Below are 24,370 nucleotides of genomic sequence, written 5' to 3' on the forward strand. Positions count from 1 at the left end.
TATCGTGTTGCCACACTCCTGTAGGAGCTGGCTTGCCAGCGATGAGGCCTTTGAGCCTTGCGCTGCCCGTGCGATCGCCATCGCCAGCAAGCCGGCTCCCACAGTTTCAGTGCATCTTGCTGTGGTCAGCCATGCTGTTCAGCGCCCGTGCCTGGGCCTTGACCTCAATCGACTCCTTGACGCCCTTGGCGTTTTCCACCACCAGCGTCAGCGGCACTTCGTCGCCCTCCTTCACCTGCCCCACCAGGTCGATCAGCATCACGTGATAGCCCTCGGGCTCGATGGCCACCGGCTTGCCCGCCGGCAACGGCACGAAGTCCACCGGCTGCATGCTCATGACGTCGTTTTCCATCTTCGACTGGTGGATCTGCACAATCCTGGCCACCGGCGATTTCGCTTCCAGCAACTTGGCGTCTTCGCTGGAAGTGATCCGCATGAAGGCCCCGCTCGAAGGCTGGCCAGGCACGGTGGCGCGCACCCAGGCGTCTTCCACGGTGGTTTGGGCAAAGGCCGGGACACTCAGCAGTGCGAGCAGGGAAAACATCAGGGTATTCAAGGATTTCATGGCTTCAACCTTATAAGCTCGAGTATTCATCAGCAGACTGACATCACGGTGAGCAAGTCATCTGCGCACTGCTTGGCCGACAGCGACGGCGACAGCCCCAGGCGCAGTACGCCCCGCGTGTCATAGACGAAACTGGTCGCCGTATGGGACAACGTGTAGGTCGAGCCGCTGGGGATCTTTTCGTAGAACACCTTGAATTCCTTGGCGGTGGCCGCGGTTTCTTCCAGGCTGCCATAGAGTGCGACAAAGCTCGGGTCGAAGGCCTTTACATAGGCATCGAGCACCTTGGGCGTATCGCGTTCCGGGTCCAGGGTGATGAAGATCACCTGCAATCGGTCGCCGTCCGGCCCCATCAGCTTCTTGGCCTGCACCGCCCGGGCCAGCGCGGTCGGGCAAACGGCCGGGCACTGGGTGAAGCCGAAAAACACCATCGGCATCATGCCGCGGAAACTCGAGAGCGTTTTGACGTTGCCCGCGGTGTCCTTCAGTTTGAAGGTCCGCCCGAGGATCTCGTCGCTGAGGTCCTTGCCGTATTTGTACGACAGGCCGTTGGAGCTGTCGCAACCGGTCAGCATGCCGAGGCCGAGCAAGCCAAGGCCGGCAACGACCTGGCGGCGAGTCAGCAATTCATTCATGTTCTGTAGTCCTTCCTGTGAAGCGGTGTCGCGGCCTTGCGTGGCCGGATAAACCCACCTTGACGCGCGTCGGGGGCGTCAGGGCTTATCGGTGGCAGGCCGTCTCGACAATGTTCGATGCGGCGGATCAGACGCTGGCGCGAGGCGGTGCGCGGGAGCGGGCCCCCGGGAAAACCGGGGCCGAGGCTTGCTCGGGGGTGAAGTGATGGTGCGTAAAGCTGACCGGGGGCTGTCCCAGGCGAGGAGCCAGGGCATGGGCGTCGCCCAGCGCCGGGTGCTGGAACAGCAACGAGCAGTAACCGCATTTCTCCCAGATCATCGCACCGTGATGACCCGCCGAGCCGGAGTCCTGCAGCGCTGCGACGCCCGGGCCGGGCACCGCGCCGCAAATTTCCTCGTTCGACGAACCGGCGCCGTGGGCCAGGCTCATCCCCTGCCCGATCAACGGGCCGACGAAGACCAGCAGCATGGCCAGCAGGCTGAGCCAGGCGGCGGTGCGGCGGCGTCCGGACGGTCGAAGGGACAGGATGGGTTTCATGGGCGCAGAATGTAACACCGACGGTGTGGCGGGTGGTGCGACAAAATGGCACATCCAGTGCCGCACCACGGGCTCAGCGCCTCAGGCCAGCTTGACGTTCATGGTGATCCGCGCCGTGAACACCTGCACACCCTCCTCGTCACGGATGTCCACCACGACGATCTTGTCCCCCGCCGTCGACCAGTCGACGGCGCTGCCATCGGCCACGGCATTTACGCCGGTCTTGGCCTTGGCCAGGTATTCGACCGTCATGCCCTTGGGAATCCAGCGGGCGCCCGCCGGAATCGACACATCGGTCATCACCCCGGCCGCCAGCTCCGCGGCATTGCACAGGGCAATGGCGTGGACTGTGCCCAGGTGATTGGTGATTTCCCGACGAAACGGCACCTGGACCTGCGAATACCCGGCTCGCAGTTCGCTGATCAACGGGTTGATGGTGCTGAAGTAAGGGGCCATCTGGCAGGCCAACTGACTGAATTTTTCCGGACCTACGCTGGTGAACATGCTTAGGGACTGGCTCATCGGGTGTACCTCTGTGGGTGTCTTGTTTGAGTAACAGAATAATATTCTGTAAAAGAACAATATTCTGCTTATTGAAAATCTGTCAAGCTCACCCTGCTGTTCCCTCCCATTGCTGTCTTGCCACCGGACTTCAGGTTGTTGTTTCCATGGAAAACCTCGATCTTCTCGAACGCTGTTACCCGGGCCGCCGGGCCGAATTGAAACGCGCGATCCTGGCGCAGGCACTGTCCAGCTTCAACGAGCACGGGATCGAAGCCACGACGATCGAGACCATCCGCGCCGAGTGCGACACCAGCGTGGGCGCGATCTATCACCACTTCGGCAACAAGGAGGGATTGGTGGCGGCGCTGTTCTTCGCCGCATTGGAGGACCAGGCCGCGCTGCGTGAACGCTATCTCTCGGCGGCCCGGACCTTGAAGGACGGTGTGCAGGCGCTGGTGTACAGCTATGTCGACTGGGTCGACGAACAACCGCAATGGGCGCGGTTCCAGTTCCAGGCGCGCTTTGTCGTGGCCCAGGGGCCCCACGCCGCGGAATTGGCCACGCGCAACAAGGTCCGTAACCGGCAGTTGCGCGAATGGCTGAGCGAGCCGGCCCATGCCGACGGCCTCAAGGCCATTCCTGCGGAGCTGCTGCTGTCGTTGATTGTCGGGCAGGCGGAGAACTACTGTCGGGCCTGGTTATCTGGACGGGTCCAGAGTCGCCCGGCGACCTTCAGGTCCGAGTTGGCCGAAGCCGCCTGGCGGTCTCTGCAGATCTAGCCGAGTGCATCCCCCTTGATGTCGTCGGCAAACTTGCGCATGAGTCGCACCAGGTCCTCGACATCCTGGTTGTCCCATTTGGCAAAAATCGCCTGTCCCATCCTTTTGCGTGCCTCATCGATCCGGTCGGTCATGGTCTTGCCTTTCTCGGTGATGACGGCCTCACGGATGCGGCGGTCGTTCGCGTTTGCCTGGCGCTCGATCAGGCTGAGGCTTTCCAGCTTCGCCACCTGCCGGCTGACCGTGGTGTAGTCACGCCCTACACGATCAGCCAGTTCGACCACCCCGATGGGACCTAGCCGCTCAACCAGAACCAGCAACGGAAACAACGCGCGGTCAAGGGATATACCGGCCTCCCGGACCATGGCTTCGTCGCGCTGAGGGCGGTTCATGACGCCAACAATCTCGAGCAAGGCCCCATGCAGCTCGCGAAGCCGAACGTCAATATGTGTATTTTGCACTTTTTCTGTTGACACTGTTTTCCCCCAGGGTTAACACTTATTAGGTGCAAATTACACATATCAAGGACGAGATGAAAGAGCCATTGGCAGTCGACGTATTGATGTGCACCACGGGCGCGGCCGGTTTGGCATCTCACGAACTCTTTAGCGGACGGTTTGACAGATGAACACACAAGATCAATTGCGTCCTTGGGACTGCTTCCAGAGCGCGAATCGCTTTCGACGGGCGATTCGCACCTTCAACTCGACCCCGATTCCCGAGGAGGACGTCTACGCTTTGCTGGCTGAGGCGGCGTTCGCGCCTTCAAGCGGGAATCTGCAGCCCTACGAGCTGCATTGGATTCGCGACCCTTCCTTGAAAAGCAGCATTGCGCAGGCATGCAATGGGCAGAAAGCGGCTGCATCGGCGACGGGCCTGATTGTCGTGGTGGCCAGTCCGGCACTGGGAACACGAACCGCCGGGGCGCAGCTCGCGTATGTTGAAAGCTCTTCGGCACTGGCGTCGAACTCGAAAGCCTATTACCGCAAGCAAATAGGGAAGTTCCAGAAGATCCTCGGGGTCGGCTCGTCAGCGTTGTGGTCACCGCTGCTTTTTCTGGCGGCACTGATTCGCCCCAGTCTGTCCCTGCTCCCGGTCGGTCATATCGGCAGTCGCCATTGGGCAGCGCGCAATGCGATCTTCGCGGCTCAAACCCTGATGCTTGGCGCCGCAGCGAAAGGAATCGACTCGTGTCCGATGGAGGGCTTTTCCGCGACCAAGGTTGCCAAACTACTGGGGCTGCCGCGCGGCGCCGTGATTCCAATCATTATCGCCTTGGGGTATCGCGCTGACGACGCAAGGATTGAAGAGCGCTGGCGTCGCCCAATGGCAGACATAGTGGTTTCACACTAGCAACATCGGCTCAGTGTTCAGCAGGACAGGCGTGTGCCAGCAACTCGAACAGTCGTGCATGCTCGGGAAACCGGGCGACTAGTTCGTGGCACCGCCCCAGGGTCATGTCGGCAAAGTCGAAACCGGGACACACGGCCTCGCTGATCAGCCCGTAGCCTGTCGATCCGGCCAACAGCCGCGAGGCTTTCCAGACGCCGCCCGGAACATGCAGTTGCAGGCACTGGCCGGCGCGGACATCACTGCCCATGACCACGGTTTTCAAGCGGCCATCCGGAAAGACGAGGCTGTACTCGATGGCGTCGCCCAGATGGTAGTAGTGCAGGATATCGGAGCGGTTCAGGTGGAAATGACCGATGGGCGCGGCCTCGGTCAACAGGTAGTAGATGGAGGTCATCAGGTAGCGTTCGCCATCGGCGGTGGCGAGCATGGCGCGCTCATCGGCCTGAAAGGTTCGCCGGTAGTAACCGCCTTCCACATGGGGTTCCAGGTTCAAGGCGGCAACCAGTTGCTGCGCATCGGGAGGCTGTCTGTCCATGGGAGGGACCGTCTTGCTGAGGGATGTCGGGAGAGTTGCCGCCCGGAGTATGACGCCGGCCGGGCGACAAATGAAAGCATTGGCGGAAGGCAGCCGGAGTCGAACCTGCCCGGGAACGGATGCCGTCCCCAACCGGGTTTGAAGCCCGGCCGCGCCACCGGGCGCGATTACCTTCCATTGATGTCAGCTCAAGGTTCTGGGCTTGACGGTATCTTGCGGTGAAACATCGCACTGTGGGAGCCGGCTTGCTGGCGATAGCGGTCGATCAGGCGATGCAAGACTCACTGGCCTCATCGCTGGCAATCGAGCGTCGACCGGCGCTCCTACAAGGGGCGTGGTGTAGCCAGTGCACTGTCGGCGCGAATGTAGCGCAGATTGCCGACTCGCCGGGTCAGGCCGATACGATCGAAAAACTCCAGTATCTGAATGCAGCGTTTACGCCCCAACCCCAGTCGATCACGAAAGGCGATCACCCGCACCGTCGGGTTATCCGCCGCCAATTGCACCAGCATAGCCGCCAATTGCCGGACTGCCGCCTCCGTGTAGAAACGGTCGTGCACCACCCGGTACACCAGCCCCAGCCGGGCCAGCTTGCACAGCAGCAAACGTACGGCGTCTTCATCGCGCCCAGTAGCGAGTGCCAGGGCGCGAACCCAGGGCGGATCGATAGCGCTCTGCTCCAGCAGCGGTTGCAGTTGTCGCCACAGGCCCTCGTCCTCTTCGCTCAAGCACACCTGATGGTCGGGCAGATGCAGCCAGGGTCCGCTGGCGACAATCAGGCCGTCGTCGAGCAACACGTCCAGCAGGCTGATGAACGCCGGTCGTTCCAATGGCAAGGCGGCAAAGCGACGCAAGCGCTCACGATCCGGCCCCAGTTGATCAGGTTCCAGGGCGTGAAAGCGCGCCAGTTGCGCGAGCAAGGCGTCTTTGTGCGCTTGCCAACCGGCGCTACTGAACAGCAGCGATCCTTGGCGCGTGGCGATCACACGGATATCGGCGGGCAGCTTCCAGGTGTCGCGCGGGCGATTGAACTGGCGTTCCAAGCGTTGCGGATCGAGGCCGCCGGCGCTGCCGGCCAGCAATGCCGGCAACACCGCCTCCAGGCTCCGGGCCTGCGCCAAGGCCTGTAACTGCGCCAGACGTTCGGGGCTGCGCCGCTGCCGGGTCGGTGCAAAGGGATCGAGCACCCGTCCACCGCCGAGGGTCCGTTGTGCGCTTTGATCGCGTAATACCAGGCGGTCACCGTGCACGGCGTGCAAAGGCTCATGGGCCAGCAACTGGGCAAAGGCCCGCCCTCCCGGTGCCAGCTGCGTGGTGTCCAGCAAGGCCACCCGGCCCAGCACATCCTGGGTGCCCAGATGAATGTGGACCGGGCTGAAATGTTCGAATTTTCGTGCTTCGCTGGCGAGCAGTTGCAGTTCGATGTCCAGTCGCCGGGTGGGCGCGTGCAACCACTCGGCCTGTAACCAGTGGCCGCGATGAATCTGCTCGAGCGTCAGGCGCTCGGCGCTCAGGTTCAGCGCCACCCGCTGCCCGGCGAAGGCTTCGCCGGCCGGCTGGTTCTGCGCGTGCAGGCCGCGGACCCGAACGGCTTTGCCCGTGGGGCCCAAGGCCAGGACTTCACCGGTGCTGACATGACCGGACAAGGCCGTACCCGTGACGACAATGCCGCTACCCGTCACGTTGAAGGCACGGTCGATGGCCAGGCGAAAACCACCTTCGTCACTGCGTCGGCGAACCTCGTCCTGGGCCTGGAGCAAGGCCTGGCGCAGTGTCTCGATCCCCTCGCCGGTGACACTGGACACCTCGACCAGCGGCGCCCGTGCATAGGGTCCGGCCGCCAGCAGCGTCTGGATCTCGGTGCGCACCTGTGACCTGCGCGCGGGCTCGACCCGATCGCATTTGCTGATCGCCACCAGCGCCCGGGGGATGCCCAGCAGCTCGACAATCGCCAGGTGTTCGCGGGTCTGTGGCATCACCCCGTCATCGGCGGCCACCACCAGCAACACCAGGTCGATCCCCTGGGCACCGGCCAGCATGTTATGGATAAACCGCTCATGGCCGGGCACATCGATAAAACCGGTGGGCGCGGCGTCGGCTGCGAGGGGCGCATAGAGATAACCCAGGTCGATGGTGATACCCCGTTCACGCTCCTCCGGACGCTTGTCGCCGGCCTGCCCGGTCAGTGCCTGGAGCAGGCGGGTCTTGCCATGGTCGATATGCCCTGCCGTCCCGACGATCACCCCGCCCGACTCCCGGCCAGATGCCCTTGGTGCGCGGATTCCGGACTCTCCACCGCCGCGCTTTTTGTAGGAGCAAGCTTGCTCGCGATAAACGATGACGCGGTCCCAAGGTTCAACCCCTCAAGCTGTGCCACCCAGACCGCCTCGTCATCCAACTGACGCAGATCCAGCCACAGGGCGTCGTCATCGATCCGCCCCAACACCGGAATCGGCAAGCCCCGCAAAGCCGCTTCCAGCCCCTGCAGGCTGCGCCCGCGCAGGCGTTTCGAGGTATGGGCTCGCAGGCACAAGGCCGCGCTGGGCAGCCGCGCCACCGGTTGGCTGCCGCTGCCGATCATGCCCAGCGCCGGAATTGCCGAGACACTCCAGCCCTCCCCCAATACTGCGGCCAACACCGGGCGCAGGCGTTCGGCCTGGGCGAGGATCTCGACCTGGGGCCGGGTCAGCAGGCGCAGGCTGGGCAGGCGTTCGGCCAGGCGCTCCGGGTTGCGGTACAGTCCCAGCACCGCCTCCAGTGCGGCGAGGGTCAGCTTGTCCACCCGCAACGCCCGTTTGAGCGGGTTCTTCTTGATCTTCGCGATCAGTTCCTTGCCCCCGACAATCAAGCCGGCCTGGGGACCGCCGAGCAATTTGTCGCCGCTGAAGGTGACGATATCGGCGCCATCCTCCAGCGCCTGGCGCACCGTCGGTTCGGCGGGCAGGCCCCAGCGCGTGAGGTCCAGCAGGCTGCCGCTGCCCAGGTCGTCCAGCAGCGGCAAGCCATGCCGATGGGCAATCCGCGCCAACTCGGCGGTGGGCACCTGGGCGGTGAAGCCCTGGATGTTGTAGTTGCTGGCGTGCACGCGCATCAGCAGACCGCTGCGTGGGCCGATGGCGCTTTCATAGTCACGGGCATGGGTGCGATTGGTGGTGCCCACCTCATGCAGGCGGACGCCGGCGCGGGCCATGATGTCCGGAATGCGAAAGGCCCCGCCGATCTCGATCAACTCGCCCCGGGAGATGATGCCCTCCTTGCGCTGCCCCAGGCTGTTGAGGGCGAGCAGCACGGCGGCGGCATTGTTGTTGACCACGGTGACGGCTTCGGCGCCGGTCAGCTCGCGAATCAGACCCTCGATCAGGTCGTCACGGTCACCGCGCTTGCCGCTGTGCAGGTCGAATTCGAGGTTGAGCGGGTAACGGGCCGCGGTTTGCACGGCGTCTATGGCAACTTCGGGCAGCAGCGCCCGGCCGAGGTTGGTGTGCAATACCGTGCCGGTCAGGTTGAACACCCGTTGCACACGGCTGCGGTGCTGGTTGAACAGGCGCTCGCCGGCCCTGCCCGCGAGGACTGGCGGGGTCAGCTCGGCGGCACTGAGTTGGCCCGAGCGGACAGGTTCACGCAGTTCGTCGAGCAGATGCCGCAAGGTCGCCAGCAAGGCATCACGGCCGTAGCGCTCGACCAGAGGCTGGCAGGCGGGATTGCGCAAAAGGCTGTCGATGGAAGGCAGGTGGGGCGGGACGGCGGCAAGGCTCGAAGACATCAGCGGTTTCCTGAATACGCGATGCTAAAACCTGAGTGTAGACGACGGTGTTTGGCGGATGAGCGTTGTAAACCTCAGGGGCCTCATCGCCAGCAAGCCGGCTCCCACAGTTCGTGTTCCAACGCAAAAACATCGTCGAACAAAAAACTGTGGGAGCCGGCTTGCTGCGGGCGGCGTTCCGACGATGGCGTCCGCACCGGCAACACAAAACTCAATCGCCGCCGGGTGCCAGCAACAGGTTCGGCGCCTGGCGCAGGTACCCCTCCTGGTCGAGACGAATGTCCAGCGCCAGGCTGCTGATATCGGCCGAAAGCGCCTCGGCCTCGGCGTCCTCTTCCAGGTAGAGCAGCTTCAGATAGCTGTTGCAGCCGGGACAGATCTCCGCCCGCAGGGGTGCATGACCGGTCGCGTGACTGTCGTCCCCCAGGCTCAGGTACCTAAGTCCCTTGCTCTGTTCGCAGTAGATGCATTTGACCCGCACCACATGCCATTCGCAGGCGCACAGCGAACACACCAGGTAGCGCAGGCCGTTGAACTTGCCCCGGTGCCGGATCACCCCGGCCATGGCCGGCGAACCGCAGGCCGGACATTGGGCCAGGCTGTCGCAGGGTTTTAGTGCCAGGTTCGGCACATTCATCAGCCAATGGCTCCAGGCCGCCTGCAACGCGGCCCCGAGAAACGGCACCAGCGCCGCCGGCAGGCCGGCGTACTGGCCGCTCAGCAAGGCCAACGCCCAGACCTTGCGTTGTCCGGCATGGCTGTCCTGCAAGGTGCCGATGGCCTGGCGTACGGCAGGTGTGGTGGTCGCAACACCTGACAACAAGGCATCCAGCCAAGGCAACCACAGGTCTTCGCGCACCAGGCTGTCGGCGGCCAGCGGCGGCAGGCCATGCTCCAAGCATAGTCGTTGGCGTTCGGGGTCAGGCGAAACGGTGCTTGGCGGTTGCTCCAGCAGTTGCTGCTGTACCCGGCAAAGCCCGGCCACCAGGCCGATGTACTCGGCCAACGGATGCCCGGGCGCCAGTTGCTCCAGCCGGGCGGCCCGCAGGGCGAACAGCGCCTTTGGCGGCAGGTTCAGGAACGGCGGCGCGCTGGCCGAGGCCTCGATCTGTCCAGGTTCCAATATCGTGCTCAAGCGCTTATCCCTTTTTCGGTGGCTCGGCGGTCGAGGTCTCGCCACGGGTCACTTCGCGATACCACAACTCATGGTGTTTGCGCGCCCAGGCGCGGCTGACCCAGCCATGCAGCATGGCCCCGACCGAGCCCTTGATCCAGATGCCGGCGTAAATGTGCACGATGATGCTCAGCACCAGCACGAACGCCGCCAGCGCATGGAGCACGACCGCCAGGCGAATGCTGCCGATGCCGAAGTACTGGCTGAAATACGCGCGCCAGATCACCACCCCGCTGAACAGCAGGACCAGCATGCAGGCCAGCAGCGTCCAGAACAGCAGCTTCTGCCCGGGGTTGTACTTGCCGATCGGTGGTACGCCCTGCTCCTCGTTGCGGATCACCCGATCCACCCGCTTGAGCCACAGGCGATCGTTGGCGATAAAGACGTTGGCCCGCCAGAAACGAATCACCAGCCCAAGGAACAGCACGAACATCAGCAGGCCCATGAACGGATGCAGGATGCGGGTCCAGGGCCCGCCGCCGAACAGCTGGCTGAGCCAGAACAGCGACGGATGGAACAGCGCCAGCCCCGACAGGCCGGCCATGAAGAACAGGATCGCCACCAGCCAGTGGTTGGTGCGCTGGCTGGCGGTATAACGCAGGATCGGCTTGTCGCTCATGGCCGTGGCTCCCCACCGGTTTTCGGATCGAACACATGCACGCCGGGGTCGACCTGGTGGACACCGTTATCCGTGGGCACCGGATGCTCGTTCTCCTCCACCCGTTGCGGGCCGATGCGCACGTAGTGGAAAAAGCCCGCCAGCACCGCCGCGCCCATCGCCAGCAGGCCCAGGGGCTTGCTGATGCCTTTCCACAACTCGACAAAGGGGCTGATGCTCGGCTGGTTGGGCAGGCCGGCGTACAGCGAGGGTTGGTCGGCGTGGTGCAGCACATACATCACATGGGTGCCACCGACACCGGCCGGGTCGTACAAGCCGGCCTGGTCGAAACCCCGGGACTTGAGGTCGACGATGCGCTCGGCGGCGTGCTCCTTCATGTCCTCCTTGCTGCCGAAGACAATCGCCCCGGTCGGGCAGGTTTTCACGCAGGCCGGTTCCAGCCCCACCGCCACCCGGTCCGAACACAGCGTGCACTTGTACGCCTTGTGGTCCTTCTGCGAGATACGCGGAATGTCGAAGGGACAGCCGGTGATGCAGTAGCCGCAACCGATGCAATGGCCCTGGTCGAAGTCGACGATGCCGTTGGCGTGCTTGATGATCGCTCCCGGGCTGGGACAGGCCTTCAGGCAGCCGGGATCGGCGCAGTGCATACAACCGTCCTTGCGGATCAGCCACTCCAGGTTGCCCGCGGGATTTTCATGCTCGGTGAAACGCATCAGGGTCCAGCTTTCGGCACTCAGGTCCTGGGGGTTGTCGTAGGTGCCGTGGTTATGGCCGACCTCGTCGCGCAGCTCGTTCCATTCCGAACACGCCACCTGGCAGGCCTTGCAGCCGATGCACTTGGTGGTGTCGATCAGTTTGGCCACTTCTTCCTGCTGGCGCACGGAGGGCGGTAACGTGGTGGTCGCCGAACGGGCAATGATGTCTTGGCTGGCCATCAGATTTTCTCCACGTTGACCAGGAACGACTTGGATTCCGGGGTCTGTGTATTACCGTCGCCAAGGAACGGCACCAAGGTGTTGGTCAGGTAGCCGTGCCGCGCCACGCCGGTGAATCCCCAATGCAGCGGGATGCCGATATGGTGCACGACCTGGTTGTTGACCTGCAGCGGACGAATCCGCTTGGTCACCACCGCCACGGCTTCGATATGCCCGCGCTTGGAGCTGACCCGCACCCGGTCGCCGGCGACGATGCCCTTCTCCTTGGCCAGCACTTCGCCGATCTCGACGAACTGCTCCGGCTGGGCAATGGCGCTGAGCTTGCAGTGCTTGGTCCAGAAGTGGAAATGCTCGGTCAGCCGGTAGCTGGTGGCGGCATAGGGGAAGTCCTTGGCCTGCCCCAGCGAGTCCCAGACCGAGTCGAAGATCCGCGCCGCCGGGTTGCTGGTGGCCTTCTTGTTGTCCGGGTGCAGCGGGTTGATGCCGATGGGGGTTTCGAATGGCTCGTAGTGTTCCGGGAACGGTCCTTCGGCCATCTTGTCGACGGCAAAGAAGCGCGCCACGCCCTCGGGGTTCATGATGAACGGGTTCATCCCGGCTTCCGGCGGCACATCGGGCTTGTAGTCGGGCACGTCGGTACCGACCCAGGCCTTGCCGTTCCACCACACCAGGCGTTTATCCGGCGACCAGGGCTTGCCCTGGGGGTCGCTGGACGCGCGGTTGTAGAGGATGCGCCGGTTCATCGGCCAGGCCCAGGCCCAACCCAGGTTCTGTTTCATGCCGTAGGGGTCGCTGTTGTCGCGCCGGGCCATCTGGTTGCCCTGCTCGGTCCAGCTGCCGCAGAAGATCCAGCAGCCCGAGGCGGTGCTGCCGTCGTCCTTGAGCTGGGCGAACCCGGCCAGTTGCTGGCCAGCCTTGATCGCAGTCCCCGTGGCGTCGGTGAAATCCGTGCTGGCGTAACCGTTGAATTCCCGGGCCAGTTCTTCCGGCGACGGTTCGGCGGCGATCTTGTAGGGCCAGCTAAGTTTGAGGATCGGTTCGGCGAAGGCTCCGCCACTGGCCTGGTAACGCTGGCGAAGACGCAGGAACAGCTCGCTCATGATCTTCACATCGGTGCGGGCTTCCCCCGGCCCCTCGGCGCCTTTCCAGTGCCATTGCAGCCAGCGGCTGCTGTTGGTCAGCGAACCGTCCTCCTCGGCGAAGCAGGTGGTGGGCAGGCGGATGACTTCGGTCTGGATGCCGGCGGTGTCGACATCGTTGAACGGCCCGGCATTGCGCCAGAACTCCGAGGTCTCGGTGGCCAGCGGGTCCATCACCACCAGCCACTTGAGTTTGCCCAGCGCCGCGGTGACCCGGTTCTTGTCGGGCAACGCGGCAATCGGGTTGAAGCCCTGGCAGATATAGCCGTTGACCTGGCCTTTGCCCATCCGATCGAACATGCGCAGGATGTCGTAGCCCGGGTTGTCGAGCTTGGGCAGCCAGTCATAGCCCCAGTGGTTCTCGGCCGTGGCGTTGGCGCCGTACCAGGCTTTCATCAGGCTGACATGGAACTTGCCGTAGTTCTGCCAGTAGGACAGCTGGCCCGGACGCAGGGGCTTGAGGGTGCGTTTGGCGATATAGGCGTCGTAGTCTTGTTCGGCATCTGACGCCAGGGTCAGGTAGCCGGGCAGCGAGTTGGACAACAGCCCGAGGTCGGTCAACCCCTGGATGTTGGAGTGACCGCGCAAGGCATTGACCCCACCGCCAGGCATGCCGACGTTGCCCAGCAACAGCTGGACCATGGCGGCGCTGCGAATCATCTGCGAACCGACGGAGTGCTGGGTCCAGCCCAGGGCATAGAGGATCGTCATGGTCTTGCCCGGTTGCGAGCAGGTGGCGATCTCGTCCCAGATCTTGCGCAGGGCATCCTGGGGCATGCCGCAGGTCTGACTCACCAGCGCCTGGGTGTAGCGACTGTAGTGCTGTTTCATCAACTGATAGACACAGCGCTCGTGCTGCAGGCTCGGGTCGACCTTGGCGAAGCCGTCCTCGCCCAGCTCATAGCCCCAGGAGGACTTGTCGGTGTAGGTGCGGCTGGCCGCATCGTAGCCGCTGAACAACCCGTCCTCGAAGCCGAAGGCGGCCTTGACGATAAATGACACGTCGGTGTAGTTGCGCACGTATTCGTGCTGAATCTTGTCCTCGCTCAGCAGGAAGTTGATCAGCCCGCCCATGAAGGCGATGTCGGTGCCGGTTCGGATCGGCGCGTAGTAGTCGGCCACCGAGGCGGTCCGGGTGAAGCGCGGGTCGACCACGATCAGCCGTGCCTGGTTGTGGGCCTTGGCTTCGGTCACCCATTTGAAACCGCAGGGGTGCGCTTCAGCGGCATTGCCGCCCATCACCAGGATCAGATTCGCGTTGGCGATATCGGTCCAGGTGTTGGTCATGGCTCCACGGCCGTACGTCGGGGCAAGACTTGCCACCGTCGGGCCATGTCAGACACGTGCCTGGTTGTCGAACCCCAGCATGCCCAGACTGCGAACGACCTTGTGGGTCAGGTAACCGGCTTCGTTGGACGCCGCCGAGGCGGCGAGAAAGCCGGTGGTCAGCCAGCGATTGACCGTCTGCCCCTGGGTGTTCTTCTCGACGAAGTTGGCATCGCGGTCGGCCTTGATCAGGTCGCTGACGCGGTCCAGCGCTTCATTCCAGGAAATCCGTGCCCACTCCCGGCTGCCCGGCTTGCGTACCTGCGGATACTTGAGGCGGTCGGGACTGTGGATGAAGTCCAGCAGGCCCGCGCCTTTGGGGCACAGGGTGCCGCGATTGACCGGATGGTCGGCATCGCCTTCGATATGGATGATGTCCTGGGCCACGTTCTTGGCGGTATCACCCTGGCTGTACATGATCAGCCCGCAACCGACCGAACAATAGGGGCAGGTGTTGCGGGTTTCATGGGTATGGGTGAGTTTGAAGTGGCGCACTTGCTCGGCGAAGGCGGGCGCCGGGGACATGCCCAGCGCGGCCAGGCTCGAGCCTCCAAGGCCGATGGCGGCGACCTTGAAGAACTGACGACGGTTGAGATCCATCGTGTACTCCCGATCAGGTGAACGATCACGCTGGCGGCACGATTGCCGTCAGTTTCACTCTAGCCAAGATTGGCGATTGTGCGCTGTGACCTGATCGTCGGCGGTCTTGCGTCGATCTTGCGGACGTCATCGCCGGCAAGCCGGCTCCTACAGGGGGCGCGGCGTTTTCGAGGGAGACTACTTGCCGGCAACCCTGGCCGTGACCGGCACGTCCTGCTGGCGAATCGAACGCTGGGTTTGCAGCACCCGCTCCAGCGCCTGCTCCGCGTCACGGTCCTGCATGGGCGCATGGATGGCCGCCGAGACCAGGCTGATCACCTTGGCCATGACTTCGGCATCCGTGGCCGGGCGCCCCAGGCTCATGGCCTGCATCAGCACGCGCAGTTCAGTCCCGGCAATCACCCCGGAGATGGCCTTGAGGGCGAATTGCAGGCGTACCCCGACTTCGTTGCGCGGCATGTCCGGCAGCGCCAGGGCGAAGGCATTGAAGAAACGCTCGAAAACCGGCTGGTAATGTTCCTTTAGGTACTTCTGGATAAAGGGTGAGGTGTCGCTGTAGACGCGGCCCAGGAAGCGAATGAAGGAGCGGCTTTCATCGCCGTCGCCGCTGCGCTCGAGCCCCATCGCCGGGGCGAACAGGACCCCCAGCAGGGTCTCGCAGTCCAGCGGGCCGTCCGCCTGCTCTTCGCATCTGGCCAGCAGTTCCAGGCGCTGTTCGTTGAGTGGTCCCAGGCGCTGCATCAGCAAGGCGGTCATCAGGGAATCCTTGTCCCCGAAGTGGTAGTTCACCGCAGCCAGGTTGACCTGGGCGCGTTCGGTAATCTGGCGCAACAACACGGCGTCGTAGCCGTATTTGATAAACAGTGCCTCCGCGGCATCCAGCAGTCGGGTCTTGGTGACATTGGGGGCACTGAGTTTCTTTGCGACCATATGTGAGGAGCCTTTGCAGGGTGAAAACCTGACCGAATGAACAGTGTTTTAAAAATAAATTTGATTTTTTATACCTACGAAAGTCCTTGAAAGCAAGCTTCTGCGCGGGGGAGCCAGCGCTTATCGGGTGTTTGAAAACCATTCTGTCTGGGCTGGAAACGGGAACGGCAGGCCCTCGCTCTTGCAGGTGGGTGAGCTGTTGATCGAGGTGGCTTTACCTACAATCAAAGAGGCATTCTGGAAAGCTCCTACATATATATCCGTAAATATGACGGCTATTAAAATCCGCTCATAACTAGCACCCAGCCACGCCTGCTTTAGACTAAACGAGTCGAGCTTTTTACCCTGTGTTCTCCTGGCGCAGTGCACACATTCTGTAGAGAACCCATCATGTCCAATGATGATTGCGACCCGTTCCGGCCTTCCATCATCGAGGCGCAGACTGCGCGACCGCTCGGGTCAAGTCCCGGTGATTGCGCCGCGCCGAATCCGGCCCCCCCCTTGAACAAGTTGATGGCACTGCGTGATGCACTTGTGGCCCTCAAGGGGCCGCTATCCGACGAGCCCGGTTTTCGACGGGTGATCGAAAGCGTGCTGCTCAACAATGAGGTCCACGAACGGGTGTTGGGCAAACGGGTTCGTGAGACGACTGCGGCGCCCTTCGGTCCTCGATTACCCTTGCAACGGCGCCTTGAGATCTACCCCCAGGGCCTGGGCGAAAGCCTTGACCAGCGGGCTGCGCGTCGTATTGTGGCGCAGGATCAGATTGAAGGCCGTGTGATAGCTGACCCGCTCCGGCATCAACGCCCGCAATAAGCCTTTGGCCACCCATGGTGCGGCATAGTGTTGTGGCAGGAAGCCGAGGAAACGACCCGTCTGGACCAGCATGGCGACGGCTTCCACCTGGGACGCCGAGGCGGAAAAACTGTCGTAGGTGACAAAGTCGAGCTTGTCACGATGGATCGCATAGCGGTGGTTGACGAACGCATGCTCACGCAGCACTTCCACGCTGTGATGCGCATCGTCCGCATCAAACAAGGGGTGCCCGACGCCGCAGTAAGCCTCGGAGCGCTCCTCATAGAGCGAGAAATAATCAAACTCTTCTCTTTTTTGATACACCGGTACTATTCCAGCGATATAACGCCCCTCCACCACGCCGCGCTCGATTTCATCAAGCTGGGCCGCGTGCAGGCGAAATCTTACTTTCGGCGATTCATCGTGAATTTTACGCAATGCCGCAACTAACGGTGAATTAATATCTGAAATAGTGTTGTCCACCACGCCGACACTAAGATCGCCGATCAATTCATTCTGGGCTGAACTAAGCCGATCCCGAAAGTTATCGACCGAAGTAAACAAGTCAATCGAGGCCTGATACACCAGACTGCCCTCTTCGGTCAGGCAAAAGCCTTCCCGCCCTCGGGTACACAGGCGCATGCCAATGCGGATTTCCAGGTCGGAAATCTGCTTGCTGATGGCGGCAAGTCCCACATTCAGCTCATTCTGAGCCGCGCTGAAACCTCCTGCCTCGACCACCGCCTTGAACACTTTGAGTAACTTGAAATCCAGTCCACTGAGGGCCAGGGGCGCTCGTTGTCCAGGTTTCGGCGGCGGGTTTCCAGAATTGGAAAGCTGGGTTTCCATCATGCTTATTGACCTCGAACTGCATATTCAACAGGCTTAGCTCCACTAGAAAAACGTCGCCGGTCAATAATAATGAACACAGAAAACCAGGCTTGGCAACCACCGCTTTTTTTTGCAAATCAGCCACAAGTCGCTGATTGCAAGCGTTTAAAAGCCACTCTTTTGTACTTGTAGGTGCCACCAGCGTCGAGCGGCTGCTTCTACAAGGATTCGTAACTGCCCTCCTGATAGCGCATGACCCTGCCCCTCCCCGGACGGCTGGCGGCGGTCGTGTGTCGAACCATTCATCTGAGTGAGGAAAAACAACAATGGCTCAAGCCACCGACCGTCTCTGGGGAGCCCGTTTCAAGAGCGGGCCGTCCGCCGCCCTGGCCGCCCTCTCCCGCTGCCCGGAACGCTATTTCCGCCTCACCCCCTATGATCTTGCCGGCTCCCGGGCCCATGCCCACGAATTGCAACGTGCCGGCCTGCTCGACGAACAGGAGACCCGAGCCATGGTCGAGGCCCTGGAGCGTATCGGCGAAGACTTTCGCGCCGGTCGTGTCGCCCCGACCCAGGACGACGAGGACGTGCACACCTTCATCGAACGCCTGCTGACCGAGCGCCTCGGCGCCCTGGGCGGCAAGCTGCGCGCCGGACGTTCGCGCAACGACCAGACCGCCAATGACCTGCGTCTGTTCCTGCGTGACCACGTGCGCACCCTGGCGGTGGAAGTCCTGGCCCTGCAACAGGCGCTGGTCGATCAGGCCGAGCAGCATGTGCAGAGCATCTGCCCCGGCTTCACCCACCTGCAGCAGGCGCAACCGATCGTCTTCGCCCATCACCTGCTGGCCCATGCCCAGGCCATGTTGCGTGACGTCCAGCGCCTGGTGGACTGGGATGCCCGCACCGCCCTTTCGCCATTGGGTGCGGCGGCCATGGCCGGTTCGGCCATCGCTCGCCAGCCGCAGCAATCGGCCCGGGAGATGGGTTACCGCGGCGTCTGCGAAAACTCCATCGATGCGGTGGCCAGCCGCGACCATGTCGCCGAGTTCCTGTTCGTCGCCAGCATGCTCGGGATCAATATCTCGCGCCTGGCCGAAGAGTTCTGCCTGTGGTCGTCCCGGCAGTTCCGCTGGGTGGCGCTGGACGACGCCTACGCCACCGGCAGCTCGATCATGCCGCAGAAGAAAAACCCGGATATCGCCGAATTGGCGCGGGGCAAGGCCGGGCGCCTGATCGGCAACCTGACCGGGCTGCTCTCGACCCTCAAGTCCTTGCCGCTGTCCTACAACCGCGACCTGAGCGAGGACAAGAACGGTGTGCTCGACAGCGTCGACACCCTGCTGCTGGTGCTGCCGGCCATGGCCGGTATGGTCGCGACCATGACGGTCAACGTCGAGGAGCTGCGGCGCCAGGCGCCCCTGGGCTTCACCCTGGCCACCGAAGTCGCCGACTGGCTGGCGGTGCGCGGTGTGCCCTTCAAGGAGGCCCATGAAATCACCGGTGCGCTGGTCAAGGCCTGTGAAGCCGGCGACTTCGAACTCTGGGAGGCGAGCCCGGCGCTACTGGCCGAGATCGACCCGCGGCTGACGCCTGAAGTCCGTGACAGCCTGACCCTGGAAGCCGCCATCGCCGCTCGCAGCGGTTGGGGCGGTACCGCACCGGAGCAGGTTCGCGAACAGATTGCCCGGCTGAAGGTCGCGCTCGAAGCACAACGGCAATGGGCCGCCGAATACAACGGCCTGCGTCTTTCCTGAACGCCAGAAACAAAGACGGCGCCCCTGGCGCCGTGTACGGAGAAACACCATGAGTCAATCCCAGGCAGAACGCTTGCAAGCCGAGCGCAAACAGGCCGAGAACCAGTTCGATATCACCCAGTACGAACATGTACCGCGGCGCTATTACGGACGCATCCTCTTCGCCACCCTGATCGTCGTCGCCCTGGCCGGGCTGGTCCGGGCCTTTGCCCAGGGCCAGATCGAATGGTCCTATATCGGCCAGTTCCTGACCGCCAAGGCGATTCTCACCGGGCTGCTGAACACCATCATCATGGCGATCCTGGCCATGGCCCTGGGCGTGGTGTTCGGCGTGATCACGGCGATCATGCGCATGTCCGCCAACCCGATCCTGCGCTACGTGGCGATCACCTACACCTGGCTGTTCCGCGGCACGCCGTTGATTCTCCAGCTGCTGCTGTGGTTCAACCTGGCGCTGATCTTCCCGAGCATCGGGATTCCCGGGCTGTTCCAGCTCGACACCGTCAGCCTGATGACCCCGTTTGTCGCCGCCTTGCTGGGCCTGAGCATCAACCAGGGCGCCTACACCGCCGAAGTGGTGCGTGCCGGCCTGCTCTCGGTGGACACCGGCCAGTATGAAGCCGCCAAGTCCATCGGCATGCCACGCCTGCAGGCCCTGCGCCGGATCATCCTGCCCCAGGCCATGCGCATCATCATCCCGCCGGTGGGCAACGAGTTCATCGGCATGGTCAAGATGACCAGCCTGGCGAGCGTGATCCAGTACTCGGAACTGCTCTACAACGCCCAGAACATCTACTACGCCAACGCCCGGGTGATGGAGCTGCTGATCGTGGCCGGCATCTGGTACCTGGTCGCCGTCACCGTGCTGTCCTTCGGTCAGAGCCGCCTGGAACGGCGTTTTGCCCGCGGCGCCGGCAAGCGCTCGTAAGTGTCCTGGAGAATTCGAACATGAGAAGCATCATCAAGGCTGTCGGCCTGAACAAATACTACGACTCCTTCCACGCCCTGAAGGACGTCAACATCGAAGTCGAGCAAGGCGAAGTGCTGTGCATCATCGGCCCCTCCGGTTCCGGCAAGAGCACCCTGCTGCGCTGCGTCAACCAGCTGGAAAAGATCGACAAGGGCGGCCTCTGGGTCGACGGCGAACTGGTGGGCTACCGGATCGCCGGCAACAAGCTGCATGAACTCAACGAAGCGCAGATCGCCCGCCAGCGCCTGGCCACCGGCATGGTGTTCCAGCGCTTCAACCTGTTTCCGCACATGACCGTGCTGGAAAACATCATCGAAGGTCCGGTCCAGGTGCTCAAGCGCTCGCCCAAGGAGTCGGTCGAGGAGGCCCTGGAGCTGCTGGCCCGGGTCGGCCTGGCGCACAAGCGCGACAGCTATCCCATCGAGTTGTCCGGCGGCCAGCAGCAACGGGTGGCCATTGCCCGGGCTCTGGCGATGCGGCCCAAGCTGATGCTGTTCGATGAACCCACTTCGGCACTCGACCCGGAACTGGTCGCAGAGGTGCTGTCGGTGATGCGCGACCTGGCGCAGACCGGCATGACCATGATCGTCGTCACCCATGAACTGGGCTTCGCCCGCGAAGTCTCCAACCGCATGGTGTTCATGGACGGCGGCCAGATCGTGGAGGAAGGAAGCCCCGAAGAACTTCTAATAAACCCACAAAACCCGCGCACCCAAAGCTTCATTTCTGCCGTTCGAACCTAGGTTTCCCTGAACCTTCACAACATTCATAAGAGAACGTCCATGAAGAACTACGTTATCCCAGCTGTACTCGCCGGTCTGATGGCTTCCAGCTTCACCTGGGCCGCCGAATTGCCCGCCAGCATCAAGGCCAAGGGCGAAATCGTCGCGGCGATCATGCCCAACTACCCGCCGATGGACTTCAAGGACCCGGCCAACAACGAACTCACCGGTGTCGACTTCGACCTGGGTAACGCCCTGGCCCAGCGCCTGGGCGTGAAAATGAAATGGCAGGAAACCTCCTTCGAACAGATGATCAACGCCCTGACCACCAAACGCGTAGACATCGTGCTCTCGGGCATGACCGACACCGCCGAACGGCAGAAGGCGGTGGACTTCGTTGACTACTTCACCAGCGGTTCGCAGTTCTACACCCTGGTGAAGAACCAGGACATCAAGGAAATGACCGATATCTGCGGCAAGACCGTCGGCACCAGCCGTCGCACCACCTTCCCGGCGGAAATCGCCGCCTGGAGCACTGCGCACTGCCCGGCCGACAAACAGATCAAGGTCATCGGCACCGAAGGTTCGGCCGACGCCCGCGCGCAACTGCGCCAGAGCCGCATCAACGCCGCCGTGCAAGGCAGCGAGACCCTGCCCTACCTCGCGAACCAGGAGAAGAACACCTTCAATATCATCGGCACACCGATGGTCGTGCAGTTCACCGGGATCGGCGTGAGCAAGGACAACCAGGCACTGCGTGATGCCGTCCAGGCTGCCCTGCAAAGCATGATCGCCGACGGCAGCTACCAGGCCATCCTGAAGAAATGGGACCTGTCGGTGGGTGCCGTCGACAGCATCGCCGTCAACAAGGGCCAGTAACCGGGAGCCGCCACTCATGTCCTCGACCCCGACCTGGCCGGATGGGCACAAAGCCTGCCTGGCCCTGGCATTCGACCTCGACGGCCCGACCGGTGACGCCATGCTCGATGGCTCGATCTGGCACAAGCCCGAGTACTTCGGTTTTGGCGGTTACGGCCCGTATCGGGCGTTGCCGCGCATTCTCGACCTGCTCGACGAGTTCCGCCTGCCGACCACCTTCTTCGTCCCGGCCTGGGTCGTGGAAAACTGGCCCCGGCAATGCCAGGCGATTGTCGAACGCGGACATGAAGTGGCCTACCACGGCTACAAGCACGAATCCTTCTACGCCCTGACGCTGGAACAGCAGCGGGACGTGATGAACAAATGCCGCGAGGTGTTCTGGCAATACCTGAACATCCGCGCCGAGGGCTTTCGCACGCCTTCCGGCGACTGGCGCGCGGAGACCCCGGCGATGCTGGTGGACGCCGGCGTGACTTACTCCAGCAGCATGCGCGGTGACGACCGGCCCTACCTGGTGCAGGTGCCCGGGCATGCGCAGCCGCTGGTGGAAATCCCCGGCCGCTGGGAAATGGATGATTACGCTTCCATCGCCTACACCCGCGAGCCGAACTTTCCGTCAGGGCTGGATCGCACCGCCAGCTATGCGCTGACCCTGGACAACTGGTGTCGCGAATTCGATGGCGCCGCCGACGAAGGGTTGTGCCTGACCACCCTGTTCCACCCCAAGATCACCGGCAAGCCGGGGCGCATCCTGTTGCTGGAGCGATTGTTCGAGCATATGCGCGAGCGCGATGACGTCTGGTTTGCCACCTGCCGCGATGTCGCCCATTGGTGGCTGAAGGAGCATCATCATGGCTGAGTCCCAACCGCCCGTATTCAAGAGCCCATGGCCCGCGCCTTATCGCTGTGCGGTGGTGATAACCGTGGATTACAACGATATCCATGGCATTCTCACCCAGGCCCCGGAGGTTGCCGGGCGCGACAAAAGCCTGTCGGTCTGGCGTTATGGCAGCCAGCGCGGGGTCGAACGGCTGCTCGGCCTGTTCGACGAATTGGCCGTGCGCAGCAGCTGGTGCATTCCGGGCATCGTCGCCGAAGAGCAGCCGGCCCACCTCCGCGCGATCCAGGCCGGCGGTCATGAAATCGCCTGTGCCGGCTACCGTCACCAGAACTTCGACAACCTGACCCTCGCCGAGCAGAAAGCCTCGCTCGCGCAAGGCTGCCAGGCCCTGGCGGCACTGACGGGCGAGCGGCCGAAGGGTTTCCGGATCCCGGCTGGCAACGGGTTGCCGGGGTTCACCGAGGCCCTGCACGACGAGGGCATTCTCTGGTCGTCCTCCTGGCGCGGTGATGACCTGCCTTTCGCCCACCCGACGGCCCCACAGGTCATCGAACTGCCGTTGCACTATGAGCTGGAGGACGAACCCTACTTCGCCTTCAACCTCAGCCCGGCGGTGCCGCCGGCGCAGTCGCGGATCGCTTCCTACAGCCATACCCTGGGCAACCTGCAGATGGATTTCGCCGGATTCCATCGGTTCGGGCTGTGCTACGTCCTGCGCCTGCACCCGGAAGTCATCGCTACGCCGGGGCGTATCGGCGTACTGCGTGAGCTGATCCAGGGTATCCAGCAACACGAGGACGCCTGGATTGCCACGGCCGGCGAAGTGGCCCAATGGTGGGACGACAACGGCCACGCCATGACGGCGGACCATCCGGCGGCCGTCTATGAGCGCCACTACCGCCAGTATCTGCCGTGATCCGGTGAAACACAGAGACGTTTTCAAAACAAGGACATAAGCACCACCGTGGCCACCTACTCCCTCGTTATCCGCCGGCTGATGATCTGCTCCGTGACCATCGTCGTCAGCCGTGCCATCACCAGCCCCCTGCTGACCCTGTTCCTCAGCAGGAAACTCGGGCTGAACCAGCAGGATGTCGGCCTGCTGATGGGGATCGCGGTGTTTATCGCCACCCTGCTCTCGCTGTACGGCGGCTACATCATCGACCGCCTGGAAAAACGTCGGCTGATGATCCTGGCGATGCTCTCCAGCGGCGTCGGTTTCACCTTGCTGACCTTCGCCCACGACCTGTACCTGACCACCCTGACCCTGGTGATCACCGAAACCGCGTCGGCGCTGTTTCTTATCGGTTCCAAGGCCATCATCAGCGAGAACCTGCCCATCGAGCAGCGGGCCAAGGTCTTCTCCCTGCGCTACACCCTGACCAACGTCGGTTACGCCACCGGCCCGATGCTCGGCGTGGTCATTGCCGGGGTGCAACCCTCGGCCCCTTTCCTGATTGCCGCGAGCATCGCTTTTTGCAGTATTTTCCTGATGCTCGGTATCGCCCCAACCGCCCAGGCGCTGCCGGGCAAGCCGCAAAGCTTCATCAACACCCTGGTGACGCTGCGCAACGACCGGACCCTGATCCTGTTCACCTGCGGCAGTCTGCTGAGCACCATTGTCCATGGCCGCTACACCCTGTACCTGTCGCAGTTCCTGCTGGTGACCCACAGCAGCCAGGACGCCCTGACCACCTTGTCGGCGATCCTGGCCTGCAACGCCATCAGCGTGATCCTGCTGCAATACCAGATCGGTCGTTTTCTCAAGCGCGAGCAGCTGCGCTACTGGATCGCCATCGGCACCAGCCTGTTCATCGCCGGGCTGATCGGCTTCAGTCTTGCGCAAAACCTGGTGACCTGGTGCGTGGCCATGTTCATCTTCACCCTCGGGGAGATGATCATCTATCCGTCCGAATACCTGTTCGTCGACACCATCGCCCCGGAAGCGCTGCGTGGCAGTTACCTGGGTGCACAGAACCTGGCCGCCCTGGGCGGTGCGTTGAGTCCGGTGATCTGCGGCTACCTGCTGATTCACGCGGTGCCGGCGACGATGTTCTATGCCCTGGGTGGTCTCACGGCCGTGGGCGGCAGCCTGTGCTTCCTGGCTGGACGCAGGGTGCCGTCCTGTAGGAGCGAGCTTGCTCGCGATGGACGCCAACGATAACGCGGGAAACCTG

Annotated in this window: 22 protein-coding genes, 1 tRNA gene and 2 pseudogenes; 10 read left to right on the forward strand and 15 right to left on the reverse strand. The window is 62.9% G+C overall.

Annotated features, from left to right (window positions below):
• Positions 1-106 precede the first annotated feature (106 nt).
• The 4 genes from UCMB321_RS12735 to UCMB321_RS12750 form a co-directional block, all read right to left on the reverse strand.
• On the reverse strand, positions 107-565 hold the full coding sequence (locus UCMB321_RS12735) for a copper chaperone PCu(A)C (protein ID WP_040067198.1): 459 nt from the start codon (positions 563-565) through the stop codon (positions 107-109).
• A gap of 29 nt (positions 566-594) precedes the next feature.
• A complete protein-coding gene (locus tag UCMB321_RS12740; RefSeq protein ID WP_040067201.1) occupies positions 595-1,200 on the reverse strand; it encodes an SCO family protein in 606 nt (201 codons plus the stop codon).
• A 127-nt stretch (positions 1,201-1,327) separates the two neighbouring features.
• Entirely contained in the window at positions 1,328-1,738 is a 411-nt protein-coding gene (locus UCMB321_RS12745; RefSeq protein ID WP_040067204.1) for a DUF2946 domain-containing protein, read from the reverse strand.
• An 81-nt stretch (positions 1,739-1,819) separates the two neighbouring features.
• Positions 1,820-2,260: a hotdog fold domain-containing protein gene (locus UCMB321_RS12750; protein ID WP_040067206.1), complete on the reverse strand. Its 441-nt coding sequence runs from the start codon at positions 2,258-2,260 to the stop codon at positions 1,820-1,822.
• Positions 2,261-2,406: 146 nt separating this feature from the next.
• Here UCMB321_RS12750 and UCMB321_RS12755 point away from each other — a divergent pair, with 146 nt between their 5' ends.
• On the forward strand, positions 2,407-3,021 hold the full coding sequence (locus UCMB321_RS12755; protein ID WP_040067208.1) for a TetR/AcrR family transcriptional regulator: 615 nt from the start codon (positions 2,407-2,409) through the stop codon (positions 3,019-3,021).
• On the opposite strand, the gene UCMB321_RS12760 is transcribed toward UCMB321_RS12755, so the two are convergent.
• Positions 3,018-3,497, reverse strand: coding sequence for a MarR family winged helix-turn-helix transcriptional regulator (locus tag UCMB321_RS12760; protein WP_040067211.1), 480 nt, complete (start codon positions 3,495-3,497; stop codon positions 3,018-3,020). The genes UCMB321_RS12755 and UCMB321_RS12760 overlap by 4 nt on opposite strands.
• 148 nt (positions 3,498-3,645) lie before the next feature.
• On the opposite strand from UCMB321_RS12760, the gene UCMB321_RS12765 reads away from it, so the two are divergent.
• Positions 3,646-4,374, forward strand: a complete 729-nt coding sequence (locus tag UCMB321_RS12765; protein WP_040067214.1) for a nitroreductase family protein — start codon at positions 3,646-3,648, stop codon at positions 4,372-4,374.
• A gap of 10 nt (positions 4,375-4,384) precedes the next feature.
• Here the strand turns inward: UCMB321_RS12765 and UCMB321_RS12770 are convergent, their stop codons facing one another.
• From UCMB321_RS12770 to UCMB321_RS12815, 9 genes and pseudogenes are all read right to left on the reverse strand, one after another.
• Positions 4,385-4,909 carry a cupin domain-containing protein gene (locus tag UCMB321_RS12770; RefSeq protein WP_040067216.1) on the reverse strand — a complete coding sequence of 175 codons (525 nt, stop codon included), beginning with the start codon at positions 4,907-4,909 and terminating at the stop codon, positions 4,385-4,387.
• A gap of 80 nt (positions 4,910-4,989) precedes the next feature.
• A tRNA-Sec gene (locus UCMB321_RS12775) sits at positions 4,990-5,085 on the reverse strand.
• 147 nt (positions 5,086-5,232) lie between these two features.
• Positions 5,233-7,152: a selenocysteine-specific translation elongation factor gene (gene selB, locus UCMB321_RS12780; RefSeq protein ID WP_040067218.1), complete on the reverse strand. Its 1,920-nt coding sequence runs from the start codon at positions 7,150-7,152 to the stop codon at positions 5,233-5,235.
• A gap of 113 nt (positions 7,153-7,265) precedes the next feature.
• Positions 7,266-8,672, reverse strand: a pseudogene (gene selA / locus UCMB321_RS12785) (L-seryl-tRNA(Sec) selenium transferase); the annotation flags it as partial.
• A gap of 211 nt (positions 8,673-8,883) precedes the next feature.
• On the reverse strand, positions 8,884-9,807 hold the full coding sequence (fdhE, locus tag UCMB321_RS12790; RefSeq protein WP_040067220.1) for a formate dehydrogenase accessory protein FdhE: 924 nt from the start codon (positions 9,805-9,807) through the stop codon (positions 8,884-8,886).
• A 4-nt stretch (positions 9,808-9,811) separates the two neighbouring features.
• Positions 9,812-10,465: a formate dehydrogenase subunit gamma gene (locus tag UCMB321_RS12795; RefSeq protein WP_040067222.1), complete on the reverse strand. Its 654-nt coding sequence runs from the start codon at positions 10,463-10,465 to the stop codon at positions 9,812-9,814.
• Entirely contained in the window at positions 10,462-11,403 is a 942-nt protein-coding gene (gene fdxH, locus UCMB321_RS12800) for a formate dehydrogenase subunit beta (protein ID WP_040067224.1), read from the reverse strand. The genes UCMB321_RS12795 and fdxH overlap by 4 nt, the downstream gene beginning before the upstream one ends.
• Positions 11,403-14,468: a formate dehydrogenase-N subunit alpha gene (fdnG, locus tag UCMB321_RS12805; RefSeq protein ID WP_157015944.1), complete on the reverse strand. Its 3,066-nt coding sequence runs from the start codon at positions 14,466-14,468 to the stop codon at positions 11,403-11,405. The genes fdxH and fdnG overlap by 1 nt, the downstream gene beginning before the upstream one ends.
• Positions 14,469-14,645: 177 nt before the next feature.
• Positions 14,646-15,398: a TetR/AcrR family transcriptional regulator gene (locus tag UCMB321_RS12815; RefSeq protein WP_040067230.1), complete on the reverse strand. Its 753-nt coding sequence runs from the start codon at positions 15,396-15,398 to the stop codon at positions 14,646-14,648.
• A 495-nt stretch (positions 15,399-15,893) separates the two neighbouring features.
• On the opposite strand from UCMB321_RS12815, the pseudogene UCMB321_RS31415 reads away from it, so the two are divergent.
• Positions 15,894-16,031 (forward strand): annotated as a pseudogene (locus UCMB321_RS31415) (type VI secretion system contractile sheath small subunit); the annotation flags it as partial.
• A 39-nt stretch (positions 16,032-16,070) separates the two neighbouring features.
• Here the strand turns inward: UCMB321_RS31415 and UCMB321_RS12820 are convergent.
• Entirely contained in the window at positions 16,071-17,042 is a 972-nt protein-coding gene (locus UCMB321_RS12820; protein WP_040067372.1) for a LysR family transcriptional regulator, read from the reverse strand.
• Between the two features lie 308 nt (positions 17,043-17,350).
• On the opposite strand from UCMB321_RS12820, the gene argH reads away from it, so the two are divergent.
• Genes argH through UCMB321_RS12855 form a run of 7 tightly spaced genes read left to right on the forward strand, consistent with a single transcriptional unit; the run spans position 17,351 to position 24,357 of the window.
• Entirely contained in the window at positions 17,351-18,781 is a 1,431-nt protein-coding gene (gene argH / locus UCMB321_RS12825; protein ID WP_040067232.1) for an argininosuccinate lyase, read from the forward strand.
• A gap of 49 nt (positions 18,782-18,830) precedes the next feature.
• On the forward strand, positions 18,831-19,709 hold the full coding sequence (locus tag UCMB321_RS12830; RefSeq protein WP_040067234.1) for an amino acid ABC transporter permease: 879 nt from the start codon (positions 18,831-18,833) through the stop codon (positions 19,707-19,709).
• 20 nt (positions 19,710-19,729) lie between these two features.
• The gene (locus UCMB321_RS12835) at positions 19,730-20,494 is read left to right on the forward strand and encodes an amino acid ABC transporter ATP-binding protein (RefSeq protein ID WP_040067236.1); all 765 of its coding nucleotides are present in this window, start codon (positions 19,730-19,732) and stop codon (positions 20,492-20,494) included.
• 39 nt (positions 20,495-20,533) lie between these two features.
• Positions 20,534-21,352 carry an ABC transporter substrate-binding protein gene (locus UCMB321_RS12840; RefSeq protein ID WP_040067238.1) on the forward strand — a complete coding sequence of 273 codons (819 nt, stop codon included), beginning with the start codon at positions 20,534-20,536 and terminating at the stop codon, positions 21,350-21,352.
• Between the two features lie 16 nt (positions 21,353-21,368).
• A complete protein-coding gene (locus tag UCMB321_RS12845) occupies positions 21,369-22,211 on the forward strand; it encodes a polysaccharide deacetylase family protein (protein WP_040067240.1) in 843 nt (280 codons plus the stop codon).
• Positions 22,204-23,109: a polysaccharide deacetylase family protein gene (locus tag UCMB321_RS12850; protein ID WP_040067242.1), complete on the forward strand. Its 906-nt coding sequence runs from the start codon at positions 22,204-22,206 to the stop codon at positions 23,107-23,109. The genes UCMB321_RS12845 and UCMB321_RS12850 overlap by 8 nt, the downstream gene beginning before the upstream one ends.
• Positions 23,110-23,157: 48 nt before the next feature.
• Positions 23,158-24,357, forward strand: a complete 1,200-nt coding sequence (locus UCMB321_RS12855; RefSeq protein ID WP_040067244.1) for an MFS transporter — start codon at positions 23,158-23,160, stop codon at positions 24,355-24,357.
• Positions 24,358-24,370 lie beyond the last annotated feature (13 nt).

It is taken from the genome of Pseudomonas batumici (genome assembly GCF_000820515.1).
Classification (GTDB): Bacteria; Pseudomonadota; Gammaproteobacteria; order Pseudomonadales; family Pseudomonadaceae; genus Aquipseudomonas; species Aquipseudomonas batumici.

Coding starts and splice junctions, on each gene's coding strand:
- UCMB321_RS12830 (WP_040067234.1), top strand. CDS start 18,831: ATGAGTCAATCCCAGGCAGAACGCTTGCAAGCCGAGCGCAAACAGGCC.
- UCMB321_RS12755 (WP_040067208.1), top strand. CDS start 2,407: ATGGAAAACCTCGATCTTCTCGAACGCTGTTACCCGGGCCGCCGGGCC.
- UCMB321_RS12845 (WP_040067240.1), top strand. CDS start 21,369: ATGTCCTCGACCCCGACCTGGCCGGATGGGCACAAAGCCTGCCTGGCC.
- UCMB321_RS12835 (WP_040067236.1), top strand. CDS start 19,730: ATGAGAAGCATCATCAAGGCTGTCGGCCTGAACAAATACTACGACTCC.
- UCMB321_RS12820 (WP_040067372.1), bottom strand. CDS start 17,042: ATGGAAACCCAGCTTTCCAATTCTGGAAACCCGCCGCCGAAACCTGGA.
- UCMB321_RS12745 (WP_040067204.1), bottom strand. CDS start 1,738: ATGAAACCCATCCTGTCCCTTCGACCGTCCGGACGCCGCCGCACCGCC.
- UCMB321_RS12750 (WP_040067206.1), bottom strand. CDS start 2,260: ATGAGCCAGTCCCTAAGCATGTTCACCAGCGTAGGTCCGGAAAAATTC.
- UCMB321_RS12840 (WP_040067238.1), top strand. CDS start 20,534: ATGAAGAACTACGTTATCCCAGCTGTACTCGCCGGTCTGATGGCTTCC.
- argH (WP_040067232.1), top strand. CDS start 17,351: ATGGCTCAAGCCACCGACCGTCTCTGGGGAGCCCGTTTCAAGAGCGGG.
- UCMB321_RS12740 (WP_040067201.1), bottom strand. CDS start 1,200: ATGAATGAATTGCTGACTCGCCGCCAGGTCGTTGCCGGCCTTGGCTTG.
- UCMB321_RS12770 (WP_040067216.1), bottom strand. CDS start 4,909: ATGGACAGACAGCCTCCCGATGCGCAGCAACTGGTTGCCGCCTTGAAC.
- UCMB321_RS12765 (WP_040067214.1), top strand. CDS start 3,646: ATGAACACACAAGATCAATTGCGTCCTTGGGACTGCTTCCAGAGCGCG.
- UCMB321_RS12735 (WP_040067198.1), bottom strand. CDS start 565: ATGAAATCCTTGAATACCCTGATGTTTTCCCTGCTCGCACTGCTGAGT.
- UCMB321_RS12815 (WP_040067230.1), bottom strand. CDS start 15,398: ATGGTCGCAAAGAAACTCAGTGCCCCCAATGTCACCAAGACCCGACTG.
- fdxH (WP_040067224.1), bottom strand. CDS start 11,403: ATGGCCAGCCAAGACATCATTGCCCGTTCGGCGACCACCACGTTACCG.
- UCMB321_RS12795 (WP_040067222.1), bottom strand. CDS start 10,465: ATGAGCGACAAGCCGATCCTGCGTTATACCGCCAGCCAGCGCACCAAC.
- UCMB321_RS12850 (WP_040067242.1), top strand. CDS start 22,204: ATGGCTGAGTCCCAACCGCCCGTATTCAAGAGCCCATGGCCCGCGCCT.